The sequence below is a fragment of the Gordonia sp. McavH-238-E genome, from assembly GCF_022348225.1.
Lineage (GTDB): Bacteria > Actinomycetota > Actinomycetes > Mycobacteriales > Mycobacteriaceae > Gordonia > Gordonia terrae.
Map to the genome: position 1 here is coordinate 264296 of NZ_JAKRFE010000001.1, position 18232 is coordinate 282527.

General features: G+C 64.5%; 14 protein-coding genes and 2 pseudogenes. 7 read left to right on the forward strand and 9 right to left on the reverse strand.

Going from position 1 to position 18232, the window contains the following annotated elements; translation table 11 throughout:
• Nucleotides 1–150: 150 nt before the first annotated feature.
• The 4 genes from MHN80_RS01085 to MHN80_RS01100 all read right to left on the reverse strand — a co-directional run bounded on the left by MHN80_RS01085 (nucleotide 151) and on the right by MHN80_RS01100 (nucleotide 4271).
• Nucleotides 151–528 (reverse strand): hypothetical protein, encoded by a 378-nt coding sequence (locus MHN80_RS01085; RefSeq protein ID WP_239398841.1) that lies wholly within the window; start codon nucleotides 526–528, stop codon nucleotides 151–153.
• A 119-nt stretch (nucleotides 529–647) separates the two neighbouring features.
• Entirely contained in the window at nucleotides 648–1376 is a 729-nt protein-coding gene (locus tag MHN80_RS01090) for a hypothetical protein (RefSeq protein ID WP_239398843.1), read from the reverse strand.
• Between the two features lie 51 nt (nucleotides 1377–1427).
• On the reverse strand, nucleotides 1428–2912 hold the full coding sequence (locus tag MHN80_RS01095) for an ADP-ribosylglycohydrolase family protein (protein ID WP_239398845.1): 1485 nt from the start codon (nucleotides 2910–2912) through the stop codon (nucleotides 1428–1430).
• Nucleotides 2913–2999: 87 nt separating this feature from the next.
• Nucleotides 3000–4271 carry a VWA domain-containing protein gene (locus tag MHN80_RS01100; RefSeq protein ID WP_239398847.1) on the reverse strand — a complete coding sequence of 424 codons (1272 nt, stop codon included), beginning with the start codon at nucleotides 4269–4271 and terminating at the stop codon, nucleotides 3000–3002.
• Between the two features lie 346 nt (nucleotides 4272–4617).
• Here MHN80_RS01100 and MHN80_RS01105 point away from each other — a divergent pair, with 346 nt between their 5' ends.
• Complete coding sequence (locus MHN80_RS01105; protein WP_239398849.1) at nucleotides 4618–5103, forward strand: nuclear transport factor 2 family protein; 486 nt, start codon at nucleotides 4618–4620, stop codon at nucleotides 5101–5103.
• Nucleotides 5104–5138: 35 nt separating this feature from the next.
• Here MHN80_RS01105 and MHN80_RS01110 read toward each other — a convergent pair whose 3' ends face one another.
• From MHN80_RS01110 to MHN80_RS01125, 4 genes and pseudogenes are all read right to left on the reverse strand, one after another.
• A complete protein-coding gene (locus tag MHN80_RS01110) occupies nucleotides 5139–5744 on the reverse strand; it encodes a trans-aconitate 2-methyltransferase (protein ID WP_239398851.1) in 606 nt (201 codons plus the stop codon).
• 245 nt (nucleotides 5745–5989) lie between these two features.
• A complete protein-coding gene (locus MHN80_RS01115) occupies nucleotides 5990–6301 on the reverse strand; it encodes a hypothetical protein (RefSeq protein WP_239398853.1) in 312 nt (103 codons plus the stop codon).
• A gap of 24 nt (nucleotides 6302–6325) precedes the next feature.
• A pseudogene (locus tag MHN80_RS01120) lies at nucleotides 6326–6832 on the reverse strand (flavin reductase family protein).
• Between the two features lie 6 nt (nucleotides 6833–6838).
• Nucleotides 6839–7420: pseudogene (locus MHN80_RS01125) on the reverse strand (LLM class flavin-dependent oxidoreductase); the annotation flags it as partial.
• A 214-nt stretch (nucleotides 7421–7634) separates the two neighbouring features.
• Between MHN80_RS01125 and MHN80_RS01130 the strand changes: the two are divergent.
• Nucleotides 7635–7898 (forward strand): helix-turn-helix transcriptional regulator, encoded by a 264-nt coding sequence (locus MHN80_RS01130; RefSeq protein WP_239399272.1) that lies wholly within the window; start codon nucleotides 7635–7637, stop codon nucleotides 7896–7898.
• A 139-nt stretch (nucleotides 7899–8037) separates the two neighbouring features.
• On the opposite strand, the gene MHN80_RS01135 is transcribed toward MHN80_RS01130, so the two are convergent.
• Nucleotides 8038–8706 (reverse strand): DUF3558 family protein, encoded by a 669-nt coding sequence (locus MHN80_RS01135; protein ID WP_308219740.1) that lies wholly within the window; start codon nucleotides 8704–8706, stop codon nucleotides 8038–8040.
• A 673-nt stretch (nucleotides 8707–9379) separates the two neighbouring features.
• Here MHN80_RS01135 and MHN80_RS01140 point away from each other — a divergent pair.
• The 5 genes from MHN80_RS01140 to MHN80_RS01160 all read left to right on the forward strand — a co-directional run bounded on the left by MHN80_RS01140 (nucleotide 9380) and on the right by MHN80_RS01160 (nucleotide 18215).
• Nucleotides 9380–9772, forward strand: coding sequence for an SseB family protein (locus tag MHN80_RS01140; RefSeq protein WP_239398855.1), 393 nt, complete (start codon nucleotides 9380–9382; stop codon nucleotides 9770–9772).
• Entirely contained in the window at nucleotides 9769–10416 is a 648-nt protein-coding gene (locus MHN80_RS01145; protein WP_239398857.1) for a hypothetical protein, read from the forward strand. The genes MHN80_RS01140 and MHN80_RS01145 overlap by 4 nt, the downstream gene beginning before the upstream one ends.
• Nucleotides 10417–16875, forward strand: a complete 6459-nt coding sequence (locus tag MHN80_RS01150; RefSeq protein ID WP_239398869.1) for a putative T7SS-secreted protein — start codon at nucleotides 10417–10419, stop codon at nucleotides 16873–16875. It abuts the gene before it with no gap.
• A gap of 29 nt (nucleotides 16876–16904) precedes the next feature.
• Entirely contained in the window at nucleotides 16905–17321 is a 417-nt protein-coding gene (locus MHN80_RS01155; protein ID WP_239398870.1) for a hypothetical protein, read from the forward strand.
• A gap of 696 nt (nucleotides 17322–18017) precedes the next feature.
• Nucleotides 18018–18215, forward strand: a complete 198-nt coding sequence (locus tag MHN80_RS01160) for a hypothetical protein (RefSeq protein ID WP_239398872.1) — start codon at nucleotides 18018–18020, stop codon at nucleotides 18213–18215.
• The last annotated feature ends 17 nt before the right edge of the window (nucleotides 18216–18232 follow it).

Sequence of the window (18232 nt, forward strand, 5' to 3'; positions counted from 1 at the left end):
GTGCGACCGGCCAAACTACTGCCGTCGCCCAGGTAGGGCCACCGGCGCCGCCGCACAAACTTGCTCTATCCGGCCCGGGCCCGGGGCCGGGGCCGGGGCCGCTCATTATCTCGCTCCGGCTCAGGGCGCCCTCACAGACGTGTTGCACGCTCACCGTCGCTCCTGCAGCTTGGTGTCGACTCGCTTGCCCAACACCTTGAGCACGGGGTAGCTCGTGAGATCGGACAGCGTGAGCAGCCGTTCCGGGTGCGTGATCCGCTCCAGGTCCTCTTTCGTGGGCTGCGGCACGTCGGGCGCGATTCTCTGCGCGTACGTCGAATTGATGTCTTCGAAGGACAGCCCGCTGCCCTCAGTCGACCAAGCTTCGCTGACGAACCAGTTCGCGATGAATATTCGGGTGCTGGGGATGAGCGTCCACACGATCGCACGACTGACTGCCGTACGGCCGCCGGGCCGCGTGGCGCCGAGCCACCGCAACTCGCCGTCGTTGTCTGTCACTTCCCAGAATTGCCATACGGACGATGCCATGTGGCGAGACTAGCGCTTCTGCGACAGCACAATTGGACTTACCAGGGCCGTCGCCTGGCGGCGCGTCCTGCCCGGCCCAAGTGTCGCGCCGGCACCACCATGGGAAGCGCCCGAGAACATCAGGGTCTGAGCGCCACGTGTCGCAAGGCGCCGCGCAAATCGCGCGCGGTCTTCTCCCACGCGCGCGCTTCGTGCGAACACGCTGCGGCCTCCTCGGAGTCACCCTCCGCAGACGCGTTGTCTGCACGGGTTCGCCAGCTGATCATCTGCTCTTCGACAGTCCGGATGTACGCCAGGATTGCCTCGGCGTCGTGATGACAGATCCGTGCGACGTCCTCGGGTGACAAGAATTCGTCGCCCTCACTATCGAGCTGGATCAAGATCTGGACGGGTGTCGGCAGCTCGTCATCGTCACCCGAGTTCGATGAGTCAGGATCCCAGGCGAAGCGACCGCCTACGTCGTGCGCGATTGCGGCGCCGTCGCCCATCACGGCTTCAAACTCGGTTAGGCATCGAACCAGGTGCGACTCGACTGGCGGGTCTGCGTACAGCACTGCGCGCAATCGAATCGTGTCGCCGACCAGAAAGAACTTGAGCAGCAGGTTGTTCCGGTTGAGCGTCTGCACAAGGAACGCCGCGTAATCGGTCTTGATCACGTCCTCGACCAGGGTCGAGAACAAATGGATCGACCGCTCTTCTTCGACTGCGCGGATGAACACCCCGCCCGTCTCCAACGGGATTGGGAAGTCACCGTCATCGTCAGTGACAGCTTCGTGGCCGACCAGCGGCTCGAGCGCCGCACTGATCCAGATCCGAAGATCAGCCGCGGACAGTGTTTCTCCGGACATCGCAGAACCCCCTCTTTCTCATCTACAAGTAAGACACCCATGGTGCCTACGTCATCGTCCTTGTGGCCGGCGTTCGCCGGCTGCCGCCCAAACGACCCCACGGCCTCGTGCACCAGGCATGACCTCGAGTACCGCGGCACGCACCTTCTCGATCGGGTGCCCCAGCATCACGCCGTACTCGACGGCGACGCTCGGTGTCCGCTGGTGTCCGGCCACGCAGTGCAGCAGCACGGTCTTGCCCTCGGCGCGCAACGCACGGACAGCGTCAGCCGTGTCCGCCAGCACGAAATCGAGGTTCTGGTTATCCGCAGGATCGTCTGAATCCATGAGCCGCGACGCGACGAACTCCGTCGCCTTACCGAAACACGCCTGGCGTCGTCCGACACGGCACATCGACACCACCGCATCGGCACGATGGCGGACAGTCGCGTGCGTGCCGAGCAGCACGCCGTCGTCGAACGTGTGGGGGACCACTTCGGTGAATGCGTGCTCGGAGTATGCGACGTCGTCAACCAGCGGCCAGCCTTTGTCATCGGGTTCGCCACCGCGGACCGCCAACGTCGCCAGCGCAACCAAGTCGTGCGAGTCGCTGGGACGCCCGTCGCGCTCGGGCCAACCGTGCACGGCACGACGCCAGAACCACGGGACCGCACTGGCACCCCATCGGGCGCCGAGCAGACCGCCGGCGATTGCGGCGACGGTGTCGGTGTCGTTGCCGATTCGGATCGCGGCGTCGAGCGCGGCCTGCAGATGACGGCACGACATCGAGTTGGGGACCGGTGTCTGCGTGATCGCTGCGGCCGCCGCTTGCAGAACGGTGACCGTGAAGCCATTCGGCGAGAACGACTTCGGAGGCTCGGATTCGGCAGCATCGAGCCAGGCCGACCACTGGTCGGCCCGCTCGCCGGGTAGTAGGTCCAGCCCGGCACGGACGTCGATTCGGCCGTCGGAGACCGCGACCCGGATGGCCTCACACCACAGGACACAGGAGTCGCCGGCCAGCGGATCGGCGTGCGTCAGGCCGGCGACCAGACGAGCAGCATCCGCGAGCGTGTCCCGATCGTCGAGGTGGGCAAGCGCCACGGGCGCGGTGCGCATCAGCGCACCGTTGCCGGCCGAGTGCGTGTGCTCCTCGGCGTAGGTGGCCGCTTCCTCACGCATGATCGCGCCCGCGCCGACTTCACCGCGGTTGAGCCGACGCCTCGTCGCGCTCAGCACAGCCCGGGTCTGGATGCCGACGTCGGCGGGGCCGCCGTCGAACCAGCGCAGGAAGTTGTTCGCGATGGCATCGAGCGCGTCGTCGGTGGTGAGGTCCGCACCGGTGGCGGCGACATCCGCGATCGCCATCGCCATCGACGTGTCGTCGCTCCATTCGCCGGGTGCGAAGTCGCCGAGGCCGCCGCCGAGCATCTGCGGGGACTCGTCGTCCCGCAGAACGCGGGACTCGAACTCGTACGGGACGCCGAGCGCGTCACCGGCGGCGGTGGCCAGGAGAACGCCTGCGGCTCGGTCGAGTTGCGCGGTAGTGAGTTTCATGAGGCTCCTTCGAGTCAGGATCGTTCGACGGCTGGGCGGCGGCCGGGTTCTCGTTCACGACCACGCGGAGCGTCGTCGTGAACGAAGTCACTCCCGGCGTCGGCCGCGCTTGCGGTTGGCGAGATGATACGAGTCGCGGGTCGCCTTCGAGACGTAACCCGCACCTGTAGTGCGGATGTCGGCGGCGAGCCCATCGAGCGCGCCCACCTCGTCGTCGATCGTCTGACGGTCCTCCGGGGGACAAAACGCGGCAGCCTCGGTGAGACGAGCACGCGCAACACCCAGTGCGGACTCGCCGCCTTCGATGTCACCATGCTCGAAGGCTCGCGACGCTCGGAGTTTCTCGGCCTGTCCCTCCTGGTACAGCTTCTCTGAGTGCACCTTCGGGTTCGGGATCCGATCTCCCAGCTCGTCGCCAGGCACCACGTTGACCGAGATCGGCACGGTCACGGTGTGCTCGGTCAGCGTCGCAGTTTCCACGTAGCGCAACTCGAGGTCGGCAACCTGGACAAGTCCTAGCGCTGCAAGTCCGTCGACCTTCATCTGCAACAACAGTTTCCGTTGCTCCAGCGAGTGGAGGTCGCCGAGCTCGATCATGAGCTCGTGCTCGGCGATCTGGTGGACCGGGAGGTCGTTGTATAGGGTCAGCTGCGTCACCTGCGGAACGGATCGCACGGTGAGGGTGACCGCCTGCGCCGCCTTGGCCAGCAGTCCGTCGACTTCGCCGCCGATCGCGGCCCCTGCTGCGTCGGGGTCGTCGGCGAAGACGTGATTGCCGTTCCCTGCCTTCGCCATCGCGGACAGCAGCGTCTCGTCGTACCCGCGGCCGTAACCAAGTGTCGAGGTGACGATCCCGTCGGCGGCGGCCTTGGCGGTGACCGACGCGAGATCGTCGACGTCCTGGATACCCCGGTTCACGTGGCCGTCGCTGATGATCAGCACGGTCCCGCCGCGAATGCTGGCCGCACCGATGCCGCGGCGCACCTCCTGCAGCGCTCGCAAGTAGCCGGATGAGAGGTCTGTGCTGCCACCGCTCGAGATGCCCGCGATGGCGTCGGTGGCACGTTGCTTGTTCGAGAGACGGGCGGCAGGGACCACGACGTCAGCCGCGTCGTCGAAGGTGACGACACCGAAGACATCGGCGGGATCGAGCTGCGCGACAACGCCGGTGAGAGCTTTGCGTGCACCGTCGAGCGGGGCGCCGGACATGGAGCCACTTCGGTCGAGCACGACCTGGAAAGCAGTCGGAGTTCTGTTGGTGAGGGGGCCGGCGGGTGCTTGCAGTTCGAGCAGCACGGTCACCTCGTCCGCGGCTTCGTGAGCGACGACCTCGACATCGAGCGCAGCAGAGAGTTTCATGTGTCTTCCTTCCTCCGACTCGTCTCGACCAAAGGTCACCTCCGGCCACGGCGACGACGCCGCGACACGGTGTGCGCGTGTGACGGCGGTACCGGGTGCTGATTCGTTCAGATCGGGACGAGAACCCCTCATGACTCCCGCATGATCGCATCGACCACCGACAATTTCGGATGCCTCGATGCAGGTAGGCGTTCCGGAGCGCAGGCTCAGCCTCTGGCCACGCTGGGGTGACTGCTTCGTCGACTGTCAGTGAATCCACTCAAGAGAACATCGCGCGGACATAGGCTGCCTGTGGCGAGTCGGAGTGGCGCGACAGATGGTGCGCCTAGGTGCGAGAGCGGGAACGATGGCTGCAGATGAACAGGTCGGTGCGATCAAGCAACTCGAATTTCGCTACTGGCGGGCGTCAGATGCCAAGGACGTGACTGCCTTTCGCGACTGCTTCGTGCGCTCCGGAGCGCGGATCGACTACGGACCGATGGGCACATACGACGATGCCAATGCACTCACCGACATCTTCCGCCGGGTCGCACTGCACAAGAAGGACGGTCGGTTTGCCATCCTCGACATGCACCACGGCATGCATCCCGCCATCACCCTCACCAGCGAGACGACCGCGGTGGGACGATGGTCGTTGCGCTTCCGTCAGGTGAACCTGCTCGATCGAACCGAAACGGTCATGGTGGGGGAGTACGACGACGAGTACGTCGTCGAGGACGGTGAGTGGAAGATCGCCGCCTCGACGCTGATCGAACGCTGGCGAATGCGGCAACCGCTAGCGCCAGAGGTCGAGATCACCGAGGGAACGTTCGCCGCGAGTCTCGAGGATTGAATTGGCCCGGCCCCCAGGCGTCCAGACGGAATCGGCTACGCCGGTCGCAGGACCGCCACGAGGAACTCCGACTTCTCGGTGAACGGCCGGACGTCCCAGGACTCCAGCAGCAGGTCCTGGGTGAAGCCGGCGGTGGCGGCGTTCGTGAGGAACTCGTCGAACGCGTAGTCGCGACCGGCGCCGAATCCGATGACGGCGCGACCGTCGTCGCGGAGGTGCGCGCGCAGTCGCTCGAGGACTGTGACGCGCGTGCTCGGGGCGAGGAACGCCATCACGTTGCCGGCCGAGACGATCAAGTCGAACGGTTCGGCGATGCCGCGGGCCGGGAGGTCGAGTTCGGCGAGGTCGTTTATCAGCCAGCGCGGGCCCGGGTGGTCCTCTTCGGCGGCCTGGATGAGGACCGGGTCGACGTCGACGCCGACGACGTCGTGTCCGACCTCCGCGAGGTAGGCGCCGACGCGGCCCGGGCCGCACCCGGCATCGAGGATGCGAGATCCACGCGCAGCCATTGCGTCGATGAGCCGCGCTTCGCCGACCAGGTCGTTCCCCTCCCGGGCGAGGTCACGGAAACGTTCGACGTACCAGCTCGAGTGGTTGGGATCCTCGGCGACCTTCTGCATCCAGATGCTCTGTTCGACCATGCCCCTCATTCTGGCAAAGACGGGAAGGTGCGATCGTTCGGGCGCGCGAACGACCACGGCCTCCTCGAGCGGTCAGAGCCTCGATGAGGGTGCCGACTCTCACCGGCAAACTCATCGACAGCTCCGCAACATCTGCTCGACATCGCGCCGGGTGGGCGTGGTTCGGACGAGTTGCGCCACTGAACTAGCTCGCTGACTGGGGCATTCACGATTCACGTGTACGCCCAGAGCTCGCCGAGCAGAGGCTAGCGCTGATCTCCGAACTGGATGTGTGTACGCAGCGCTGCACCGTCCGGTGACACCCACCCCCGTTGGGTCGCATAGGTGACCATCTCGCTGAACTGCTCGGCGTCGAAGTCCGTGAATCCCGCGAGTCGCTCTCTCAGCGAGTCGATCCGAATCCATGCGTGACCGTCATCGACACCCCCGAGCCGCTCCCGCTGAAGCAGCGCGCCGATCTCGGGAAGGGAGACGTTCGCATCGGCCTGCAGATGGAACCGCCGGTAGTCTGTGCGTTCGACGACGTCGACCCGACCGGGCTGGACGGATACGTACACGGTGAAGGTCCTTCCTAGGTTGTGTCAGATGGCGTCTGGAAACGGCGAGTGGGTGCCGAAGACCCGACCGTGGTAGGTCAGCGGCGGCGATTCCTGGCGGACGACGTGTTGCACAGCGCCGACGATGATCGTGTGGTCACCACCGGGAACGAAACTCTCAGCGGTGCAGCTCATCCAGATCGCTGCGCCGTCCAGTGCCGGCAGCGTCTCGGTCCTCGCCCAACTGATGCCGTCGAACTTGTTGTGCCCCTTCGTCGCGAAGCTGAGCGCAACGTCAGACTGGTGTGAGCCCAGCACGTTGATCGCGAAGGAGCCATGGCGGCGGATCACTCCGAGCAGCTCTGAGTTCTAGTCGAGTGCAATGGTTGCCATCGGCGGGCTCATCGACAATGACATGAACGCACTGACAGTGGTTCCGTGTGGCCGGTCGCCGTCGAAAGCCGTGATGACGGCGACCGGGGAGCACACGTGAGCCATCGCATCGCGAAACGACGTGGCCAGCGAGATCGTGGCTGTCGTGTTGGTAGACATCGTCGTTCAGCCCTTCGATGCCAGTTCCTGCTCGTACTTGCGAGTCATGTGGTCGACGGCCTCCATCTGCTTGGCGGCGTGGCCTTCTCGAACCGCGCGAGCGTGCTCCGCAGCGTCGAGTGTTGCCTGCGCCTGACCTTGGAAGTGAGGGAACACCTCTTGTGCGAAGAGTTCCGCGGAACGCATCGTGTCCTGTGGATTCGCCCAGTCGTGACCCATCTGCAGCAGGCATCCGAAACCCTGGGACTGGTCCCACAGCCGTTGGACCTGAGCGCGCGCCTGTTCGGGGGTGCCGATGACGCCGATGCCGGCCTCGTTGATGAAGTCGATCATCTCGGTCAGCTTGTTCCCCGAGACCGCCATCTGCGGGAAGGCTGCGACGTGCTGGAAGTAGTCGAACCACTGCTCGATGCCGTACTCGACCTGGCGGCGCGCCTCCGCCTCCGTCTCGGCAATGTGGAATGGACCGGCCAGGGTCCACTTGCTGCGGTCGACCGTGACGTTGGTGGCCGCAGCCCGTTCTTCCATGACGTTCCAGTGATGTCCAAGGGCGTCGAAGCCGTCGGCGGAGAGTGTGGCGCCGATCGCCTCGCGGGCCGCGTTGTCGAAGTATCCGGCGCTGTCGGCAGACCACCTGCGAGGTCTGTCGGATCCGTCGGTGACCTATCTCCAGGACTTTCTGTACCGCAAACGTCTGCACAGCGCCTCGGTGATGCACCTCGACCTCGCGCACGACTGCCACGGCCTCGTCGGGCTCTTCGATTCCGAGGGAAGGGCGCCCGATCGTGCGCGGGTGCAAGCGATGGGGCTGTTGTCGCGGCAGCTGTCGAACTACGCGAAACTGCTTCCAGGACAGCCAGTTCCGTCCTGGCGCGACCGCCTCTCACCGCGACAGCTCGAGCTCGCGGAGTTGGTCGCCGATGGCCACACCAACGAGGAAATCGCCGCAATCCTCCATCTTGGGGTCGACACAGTGAAGAAGTACGTCAGTCGCGTGTTTGTCGCTGCGCGCGTTCGCAATCGAGCGGAATTGGTCAAGTTGGTTTGTTTGGATAGGCTGGATTGAGAGGGATCAGCTTGCGGCGAACTTGGGACCTAGTAACCCAGACTAGGGAAGTGGCTGGCACACTGTGCAGTCAATTTCGCGAGTTCAAGTTAACTCCGACGGTCACCACTGTGAGTTAAATGCGCCGGCTCGGGTTAATTCATTTCGGTATGCCATCGATTGTGGCCTGTAGAAATTCGGCGGCCATGTCGCATATGCGCTCGGTCGAGGGTCGGTCGGTATCAAATCTCGTGACTGCTGTGACCACCACAGCGTCTCCTGAGCGCACGTATACCGCACAGTCGGAGGGCGTTATCGAACCGACTAGCACCCGACGATTGCGAATCTCTCGATCGGGAAACCAGTCCGTTGCAGCACTATTCAGCGCTTTGTGGCCTTCTAGCCCAGCGTCAGGATCGATGATGTTTCCGACGATCTGAGAAAGCGATGACAACTCGTCATCGAGGTAGGTCCACTCGCATCCTCGTATGGTCTGAAAATCAGAAGCAGCGGCATCTTTCACTGACGCCACGACTAGACCGGAGACCTCAATCACTTCAGGTGCGATTTGTGTACACGGTTCATATGGACTGCCGTTGTTATTGATGCTCCACCGATTGGGAAAAGGTGTTTCGAATGGAAGCCTTCGGCCTGAGTCGTCAGTTTGCCGAACCGCGAGCGAGGAGGCAGAAACCGAAGGTGCCGGTGCCGAGGCTTCCGGGAGACCTTCAGTTGTACAGGCCCCCGATGCGGCGACGGTCACAATGGCCACGAATGTGTACGCAGTCTTTCGAAGCTGTCGGCTGTCACGTGCCAAAGCTCGCCGCACCCCCGTCGTCAGAGGCCTCGATCAGATCGGCCGCCGAGCGGCACTGTGTGCTTAGAAGGCGAGCCCTATCCAAGTGATCAGTCAGCGCTTCCGATAGTCGCCCGACAGCACCAACGAGCCGCTCGTGGAATGCCTTACCTTCAACGCAATCTCCAAAGACGTTAGTTCGAGCGGCACCCGCTAGAGCTTTTGAGGCCTCCGCCAACTCCGCCGCAGCCGACGCGGCCGCGGTGGCCCGACGCTCCCAGTCAGCACGCTCTGATCGCAGTACAGTTCCTCGACCGTGCGGGCTGACCGGCATTTCTGGGACGGCCTGGGGCAGCAGAGAGTCGTCGGCGAATGGCGTGCTCATGGGTCCCCCTCCCGGTGACGGACCCGTGCTGGGGCCGACTCGTCGAACAGACTAGTACGACGTGGGGTCATCGTGATGGGGGCTGCCGTGTTGTGGAGAAGTCACGGCACGCGCGTTGTTGCGGATACCGGATCCACCCCGGATCACAGGGCCTCAGCAGAAACTAGATTCCGAAGCCTTCGCGGACAACAGTCGGGCGGTACTCTATCTGGCGTCGCCGCGAATATGGCGTCCACCGACCTGTGAACACCACCGCGAGAATCCAAGTTCCATGATCTAGCATCAACCGGCACACGGTGATGACTGCGGGGGAGTCCGGTGATGACGACATATGTCGATGAGGTGCGGGCGTATTTGTCCGGTTTCGGTGATCCGCCTCGGCTCTACGAAGCCCTTCGCGATGCCACCCTCGCCGTTCCACTTGATCTCAACGGACGCCTGTTCACGCTGGTGGAAGCCGGTATCCCGTGGATGCTGGCGTTCACCACGCCGGAGCGCCTGCGCGAGTTCGCCGAACTCACCGACCGCGACCTAGATGAGGTCCGCTACCTCGACGTTCCCGGTCACGCGCTCATCGACCGAGTCCTCGACCAAGCCCCCGAACCCACCGGCCTCGTCGTCGACCCCGCGACGCCCTCGACGATGACCTTTCCGCCCTCCCGCGAGCTGACACCGCATTGCTACTACGACGATGTGGGCGAGGTAGTCCGATGATTGAGAACCTGCGCGTTGACCCTGTGGTTCTCGGAATGGCTCGCGACGGCATCAACGGTGTCATCGAGGGTCTCGCCGACACCGGCGTCGGATCGGACTACAGCGCCGCGATCGGCCGTGGTTACGGCGACCTCGACCTCGACGGCCGCACGATTGGCCATGCCGACCCAAAAAGCGGGCTCGAGGAGTACTGCGACCGCTGGGAATGGGGCGTTCGAGCGCTGGTTACCGGCGCAGCCGAGATCTCGATCGGCCTAGAGCTTGGCGCCAGCCACTACGAGCGCGAAGAGAAGTGGGCGGGTGACCAGCTCAAGAATTACGTGACCGACCTCGTCGGTGATCCAGGACTGTCGCCGGAGGAAGTCAAAGACAAGTCGTGGGGTGAGCTCTGGGATCACCACCGTGACGCCATCACGGACCCAAAATGGGCTCTCACCCCGGAGGAGATGGAGCGGCATCGAAAGTTCGCCGAGGAAAACAGGTCGGTGGTCGACGATCTCGAGACGATTGTTCGTCACCAGCTCAACCCGTCGACGTTGATCACCGACACGATCGAAGGATTCAAGACCGACGGGTTCACCGCGGATTCGCCGCCCGACCCGGGCGACGAAGGCGAGCGGAGTCCGACCGGGGAGACCAACTGAATGGGTCTCTTCGATGCCCTCGAAGACGGCAAGGAGTTCGTTGGGGGTCTGGTCGACGACGCCACTGATGTCATCGGTGGCGGCCTGCGCGCAATCGGTCTCGACAGCATCGCCACCGGCGTCGAGGACTTAGGCGACGACATCGCGAACTCACTGGGCGCCATGCCCGGCGAGAAGAACCTCGAGCAGACCAAAGATCCGAAAGAACTGGTACTCGGCGACCCTGCCGGGATCACCGCTCTCGCAGACAAGTTCACCGGGTTTGCCAGCAACTTCATGAAGGCTGGAGAAGGCTTGCGAGGGATCTCTGTCGGCGATTGGGCCGGATCCGGCGAATCCGGGTTTCAAGACGCGACGGCCCACCAAGTACCGCTGTGGTTCGAAGCCGGCGACGCAGCCACCAAAGCTGCTGCTGCACTAGCCGGTTGGGCCGGGGTCGTCACCTTCGCACAGCAGAAGGCCGCGGAGGCCGTCCGCATCTGGGAAGAGGGCGAGCGCAAACGCGACGAATGGGTCGCGAAAGCCAACACCTACAACGACGAACTCGACGACTACAAGCACGATCGACGCGACACGCCGCCCACTCATCCCGGACCCAACCCGTGGCCCGGGTACAAGGCCGAGGCAGAGCGAGTCTTGCAAGTCGGCCGCGACCACCGAAACGCCTCAGCTTCGGGGGTCAAGGCCGAACTGAGCGGCGCGGCGGACATGGCGCCGCCGATGCCGTCAGCATTCGACCAGGCGCGAATGACTGCCACCGACGTCGGCACAGCCGGCTCCATGGCTATCGCGCACTTCGGGGCCGGGGGGCTCGGCGCGGTCACCGAACTGTTCAAAGGGCTCAACATGCTGAGCCCCCAGAACCCATACAACATCGCTAATCCTCATGAGTACATGCGCAACTCAGCGTCCATGGTCACGGGGATCGTTCATCAGATCGCCCATCCCGACCAATTCGTGCGGAACTTCGCCGGATCCGGATGGTCAACCGATCCAGCCCAATCGCTAGGGAATGTTCTCGCCAACGTGGGGCTGGCGGGCGCCCCAGGACCCAAGGGTTTGAACTTGCTATCGAAGGCGGGTCGCGACGCGGCGACCCCGTCACCGAGCCCGCACCCCAGCCCGTCCCCACATCACCCCGACGCCCCGCCCGCGTCATCACATCCGTCACCCGCCCCGCACGGATCGTCGCCCAATGCACCTTGGGCCAGTCCCAGTGCCGAGTTACCCGGGCGGCACGGTCCCGACATCCCCGTCGATCACAACGCGCCACCGGTCCCCAGGGCCGACGGTCCCACCCCTGAGGCTCCGGCCTCCGAGCCCCCGACGCCTGCCGGCTCGCCTAATCCGGCTCCCACGCCCGATTCGTCTGCGCCACCGGCAGGAGCCGTCGACCCTCCGCCCACCGGGGGAACGCCGGAACCGCCCGCACCGCGCCCTGACGCAGGGTCGCCGGATCAGCCCGTCGCCGGCGGACCTGTCGACGGCACCGGGCCACATGCACCCAATCCCGACACTCCGGCTCCCGCGCCGAGACCCGAGCCTGCGCCGTCGCCTCTTTCGGACGGGCCGGGATCCCCGACGCCGGGACCCGCGGACAATCCCACGGGCCCGCGAAATCTGGGCGACGACGACCCGCCCGGACCCAACCGCGGCGACACCACCACGCCCGCAGCCGCGCCCGGTGGCGACCACTCTCCCGGCCAATCCACCCCCGGCACCAACGCCGTCGACCGCGACGGCGCACCGAGCCCGATGCACGACGAACCGTCGGCGCCCAAACCCGACGAGCCCGTCGTCGACCGAACTCCAAACCGGCATGACGAGCCGGCCGGCGGCCACCCGCTCAAAGCCGACGAAGCCACACCTCATGTGCGACCAGACACAGACGCGCCTGGACCACGTCCGTCACCGACTTCGGCGCATCCGGATGCGCCGACAACTCGACCCAACACCGTCGAGGCCCCTACGCGCACGCCCGACCAGGCCGACACACCCGCAACCGGACCCGTCGCGCCGGTCGCCGGTCATCACCCGGTGTCGACGCCGCACGCCACACCGGATGCTGCGCAACCGAAGCCAGGCCCGACGCCGACCACTCCCGGCGCTCCGAGCCGGGCGGATGCCCCAGCGGCCCCTCCGCGCACTCCCGACCACACCCCGGACCGCACGCCTCCTGCGCGCACCACGCCAGAATCCACCACACCGCGCGACGTCGACCGCGGTCGTCCGGTCCCGTCGAACACCCATCATGTGCCCGATCCGACCGTTCGGAACGCCCCGGACTCTGCGCCTCACCCGCCTCGCAGCGGCCCCGACGATCGGCCGATCCCACCGACCGTGGTCCCGGACCGCCCGTTCACACCGGATCGCCCCTCGGCGGCCAACCCGCGCCCGGCGAGCCCCGACGCGCCGTCGTCACCGCGCGACCCCGATCAGTCGAACCGACCTGACGGCGACAACCCGGACGGCACCAACTCCACCCCGGACAACGACACCGGCCAATCACACGACGCCGGGCACCCAGATCGCACCGACTCGGGCTCGACCGAACGCGCCGACACCAGCGAAGGCAACGAAACTCCAGAGCAGTGTCGTAGCAACGGCGAGCCGGTCAACGTCGCAACCGGTGAGTACTTCCTTCCGCTGACCGAAGTCGACCTCCCGGGTGTACTGCCGCTCCGCCTCACCCATCGCCATCGCTCGCGGTACCGGTGGGGACGCTGGCTCGGACCGACGACACCATCCACCTTCGACGCCCGCGCCATCGTCACCGACGACCTGGTGACCATCGTCGACGCCGACGGCACCATGACGAATTTCCCCAAGCCGCAGGCGGACTCCGTGTCGCGGAGCGTGAACGACACCGACTGGGAACTGCGCGCGACGGCGACACACGGCTACCAGCTGACCCATGTGCGCACGCTCATCAACTGGTTTTTCATCCCGATCCCGGAACTGGACGGCGTTGATGTGCGGGCGGGGAGCATTGCGGTCTCAGCCCTGACCGACCGGCATCGCAACCGGATCCGCTTCGTCTTCGACGAGCACGGAAGGCCCTCGGCCGTCGAACATTCCGCCGGCTATCGCATCGACGTCCAGTGCGACGGAGCCCGGATCCTCGGGTACCGCCTGGTCGCTGGGGTGGACGGCGTCCCCGTTGACCAGCAGCTGCGCACCTTCACCTACCATCGCGGCCATCTCGCAGCGTCGACCAACGCCGTCGGTGCGACAACCCATTTCGGCTACGACGACGCGGGGCGAATGACCTGGTGGCGGGACTCGATCGGGATGGAGTACTGGAACCGGTATGACGACCTCGGCCGGGTGACCATCCAGTCCGGCATGAACGGAGTGTGGTCCGGGCGGTTCGATTACCAGCTCAGGACGGCGGGTTCCGGGTCGATGACGACCTACACCGACGCCGTCGGCGCGACGACGCTGTACGGCATCGATGCAGACAGTCGGGTGCGGCAGGAGATCGATCCGCTGGGACGGATCATCCGGACCGACTACAACGACAGTCGGCAACCGTTGGTGCTCAGCGGCGCGGATGGCGTGTCAACACGGTTGCACTACAACACCTTCGGTGATGTGGAGCGGATCGTCGGTCCCGACGGCACGGCGACCGAGGTGAAATACGCGGGTCCGGGTCGTCCGGACAGGATCGTCGAACCGGGCCCGATGACGACACGTATTACTTATACCGACAGCGGGAGTCCGCTGTCGGTGACCGACAACGCCGGCGCGGTCACGTCGTACACCTACGACGAACATGGCGCGCTGTCGTCGCATACGGATCCCGACGGCGTGGTGGTGCGGTACCGCAACAACTCGGCCGGCTTGCCGACCGAGATCACTGACATGCTCGGCAACTCGACGCGCATTGCGTACGACGCGTTTGGACGGCCGGTCGAGGTCGTCGACGCCGAGGGTGCCAGAACCGTTGTCGCGTACGACGCGATGGGGAACCGGACCAGGCTCGTCGCTCCTGATGGTGGGCAGTCGCGGTGGGAGTACGACGGCGAAGGTAACTGCATCACCTACGTTGATCCCGTTGGCGCGACCACTCGTTGGGAGTACGGTCATTACAACCTGCCGGTGGCGCGGGTCGACGCGGACGGATCGCGAACCGCGTTCACCTACGACACCGCACGCCGGCTCGTCGCGGTCACCAACCCCGACGGTCTGGTGTGGAGCTACTCCTACAACGCGGACGGCTCGTTGCAGTCCGAGACCGACTTCAACAACGCGATAACCACCTACGCCTACAACGCCGGCGGACGACTCGCCACGCGGACGAACGCTGCCGGGCAGACAGTGGCGTTTGAGTACGACGGGGCTGGTCGTGTTGTCGCGGATCGCAGTTCCGACCCGCTCTACACCAACTTCGACGGGGAGGTTGCTGAGTACAGTTACGATTCCGCCGGTCGGCCAGAGAGTGTCGTGGGTCCGTTCGGACGGTGGCACTCGACGTACACCGCGGCCGGAATGCCGCAACTGACCGGCGTGAACGACGGGTCCACCGACTGGATCATCGAGTCGGGGTGGACCGGCGCGGGCCGTATGGCGTCGGTGACGACGCCGACGGCGGTTCATACGCGGTATGGGTACGACCCGCGCGGCGTGCTGGACTTCATCTCGTCGGCGGGTCGTACCTGCGACATCACGACCGACGCGTCCGGCCGCGAGCAGCGACGACGCTTCGAGGGTACGGCGATCGACTCGTCGTGGGATCCGGTCGGTCGGCTCATCGGTCGGTCGGTTGCGACGGTGTCCGCCAATCCGGCGACTCTGAACTTCGGGTCGGACGGTGCTGCTGGTGGGGGACAGGAACGCGCTGTCGCACGAGCTGAGTACACGTACCGCGCTGATGGCATCCTCACTGCTTCGACGACGACGCTTGCCGATCGCGGCCGGACTGAGTACAAGGTCGACGTGCTCGGGCGAATCACTGCCGCAATCAGCCCAACCGGCTCCGAGCAACTGACCTACGACGCGACGGGCAACATCACCGAGTACGGGACCTCAGCGATCACGTCGCCTGATGCGCAAGACACCGGCCGACCTCCGTTCCCTGATGCGCGGGAAGCCAGCCAGCCTCCGCTCACTGAGGTGCGAGGCGGCAGTCAGCCTCCGCTCCCTGAGGTGCGAGGCGGCAGTCAGCCTCCGCTCCCTGAGGTGCGAGGCGCTAGCCGAGCCTCGAAGGGTCCCCGCTGGCGATACTCCGGCACCCTGCTCGTCGACGACGGCCGGACGTCGTACCGGTACGACCCAGCGGGTCGCCTCACTTCGATGAGTCGCAGGCGATTGTCGCGGAAACCCGATGTGTGGCATTACGTCTGGGACGCTCACGATCGACTGCGCAGCGTGACCACTCCCGACGGGACGACGTGGGCTTACACCTACGACCACTTGGGACGACGACTCAGCAAAACCAACACGGCAACCGGGGCAGTCACTCGGTTCCACTGGCACGGGGAACAGCTAATCGAACAGACGGAGTCGACGGCTGACGTGCTGGACGCCGAGTCCGACTTTGGCCTCACGGCGATCACCTGGACGTTCGCCCCTGATGCGTACACACCTCTCGCACAGACGCGTAGCACAGAATGGATCACGGCGACGGACAATGCTGACTCAGGAAACAACGGACCCGACGCAGACGTGAGCCTCAATCTGGGCTCACCTACGGTTGCGCCGTCCAAGCCGGTCGAGTGGACGCAGACCGAAGTCGATCGGGAGTTCTTCGCGATCGTCACTGACCAGATCGCGACGCCAACAGCGCTCGTCGACTCGGGCACCGGCGAAGTCGCCGGGCATTCGGAACGAACGCTTTACGGCGAGAGCAAGTGGGTGGGCTCGTCGACTCCGTGGGCGTTCCCCGGTCAGTATGTCGATTCTGAGAGCGGGCTGCACTACAACCGCTACCGGTACTACCAACCAGGGACCGGAAGGTATCTGAGTCCGGACCCGCTGGGACTTGCCCCTGCTCCTAATGCACATACCTATCCCACCAACCCGACCGCGACTATCGATCCGCTCGGCCTCACCCCGTGCTCTGGCGATGAGACGGTCAAGAGATACGGTCCTCACGTAGATGGGCCGCTGGAAAAGTGGCTTGCCGAGACATTCCGAGGCGGCAGCTATACAGAAAGGGTCTCGAAGAGTCCGATGACGTTGTACAGGACGTACACAGAAGGCGGACGGCCTCTGGGTCAGTTCTGGACTCGGACTGAACCGAGCGGCCCTATGCAGGCTCGTATCGACAGCGCACTGAACCCCGAGTGGCTGAATCAAGCCACGGCTGTGACCAGGATTGAAGTTCCGGCCGGCACGAAGTACTTCGAGGGAGCTGTCGCGCCACAGGAAATCTACGGAGGTGGCGTGCTTCTGGGTGGCGGAAATCAGATAGTCTTCGCGCCGGGCATGATGATTCCCAATTCATGGATTCGTTAGACCGAGCTCATGGTCAGATAGGTGCAGTAATGGGTGAGAACCAATGTCAGCTAGCAATCGACGCTCTGACGCAGTTCTTCAAGACATATTCGACGTTAACGCCGATATTCTTGGAATTGTCTGACGTACCTAGAGGAAGGGCGCTCGACTCGTACATGGAACTTGTTTCTGTCGACACGCTACCTGGCAACCGTATCCACGCGGACCTCGGGTATGGCTGGGGGTTTACAGTCAAGCCTACCGAGACGACCCTGGATGGCGATCTCTTCACCCTCACAATTGAGGGAGAGGAACTCGACTTCGAGACGACGAGCGTCCACCGACTGTATCACCAAGGGTGGGTGCGCTTTTTTGTCATTCCCGATACCGAATTCGCGAACAAAGCCAAGGCTACTAATGGAAAAGAACTGCAACGAATCCTTAGTGATATCAACGGGTCGAATTAGTCTGCTGTCAGGCATCCAGAATGTCGTCGACGCGCTCGAGGGAAACCGGCGGACTACCTCCGCCTCCATTTGCGATTCGGGCGGCCGCATGAGCGGTCATGGTGTGCCCGGCGGGTGTCTGAGGATAGCCCTCACGAAGCTGCTGCTCGAGGATGTTTCGCGCAGCTGAGTCGATGCCGCCGCGTCGGTCAGCGTCCGATCGGTGAACGCGGGCAGCCGATCGCTGATCCATCTCGTGCGCAACGTATCTGACACTCCAAGCCTCACTTTTGGTCCAGCTGCCGTGTGGACGGCAGGACGGTGCCCATCGAGTCGCCGGCGACCACGAGTGAGCTGTCCCCTCCACGAGGTCGATACAGACCGCCACCTGCTCGCGGGCACCGCGAGGTAGGCGGTGACGCCGAAGTCGCCGGCCGTTCGGTCACGAACGGCTAGACAGGGGGCTAGTCAGAGGTCGAGCCGGCGAGTCAGGTGATTGAAACTTGCTTCGCCGACTGGCCTGTTGGGCATACGGGCCGTTGTCAACCCAACAAAGCTCACCTACAGGCCCGACAATGACACCGTGAAAGTGTTTCAGGGCAGGGCATACGTAGTTGTGAGCGGAACAGGTCCACAACACATTGTGACCGTCATGGCACCGAAGGGGTGATCGCTATCGACGAGAAGCTTTCTTGCGATCCTGGGCTGACACGAGCGATGAGCGAGGTCATGCAAGACCCGGAGAATCCGCGAGCAGTCGCAAACCTGGAGGGCGAAATTCTGAAGCGGGATTTGGACGAAGTGGAGGAATACGAGGAGCTCGTTTTCCTGCTATCGCTCTATGAGATGGGAGGGGAGACCCCCCACGCGAATATCGATCAAGTACGAGCCGAGATTCGGAGGCTATTCGGCTGAGCTACTCGTCGGCAGAC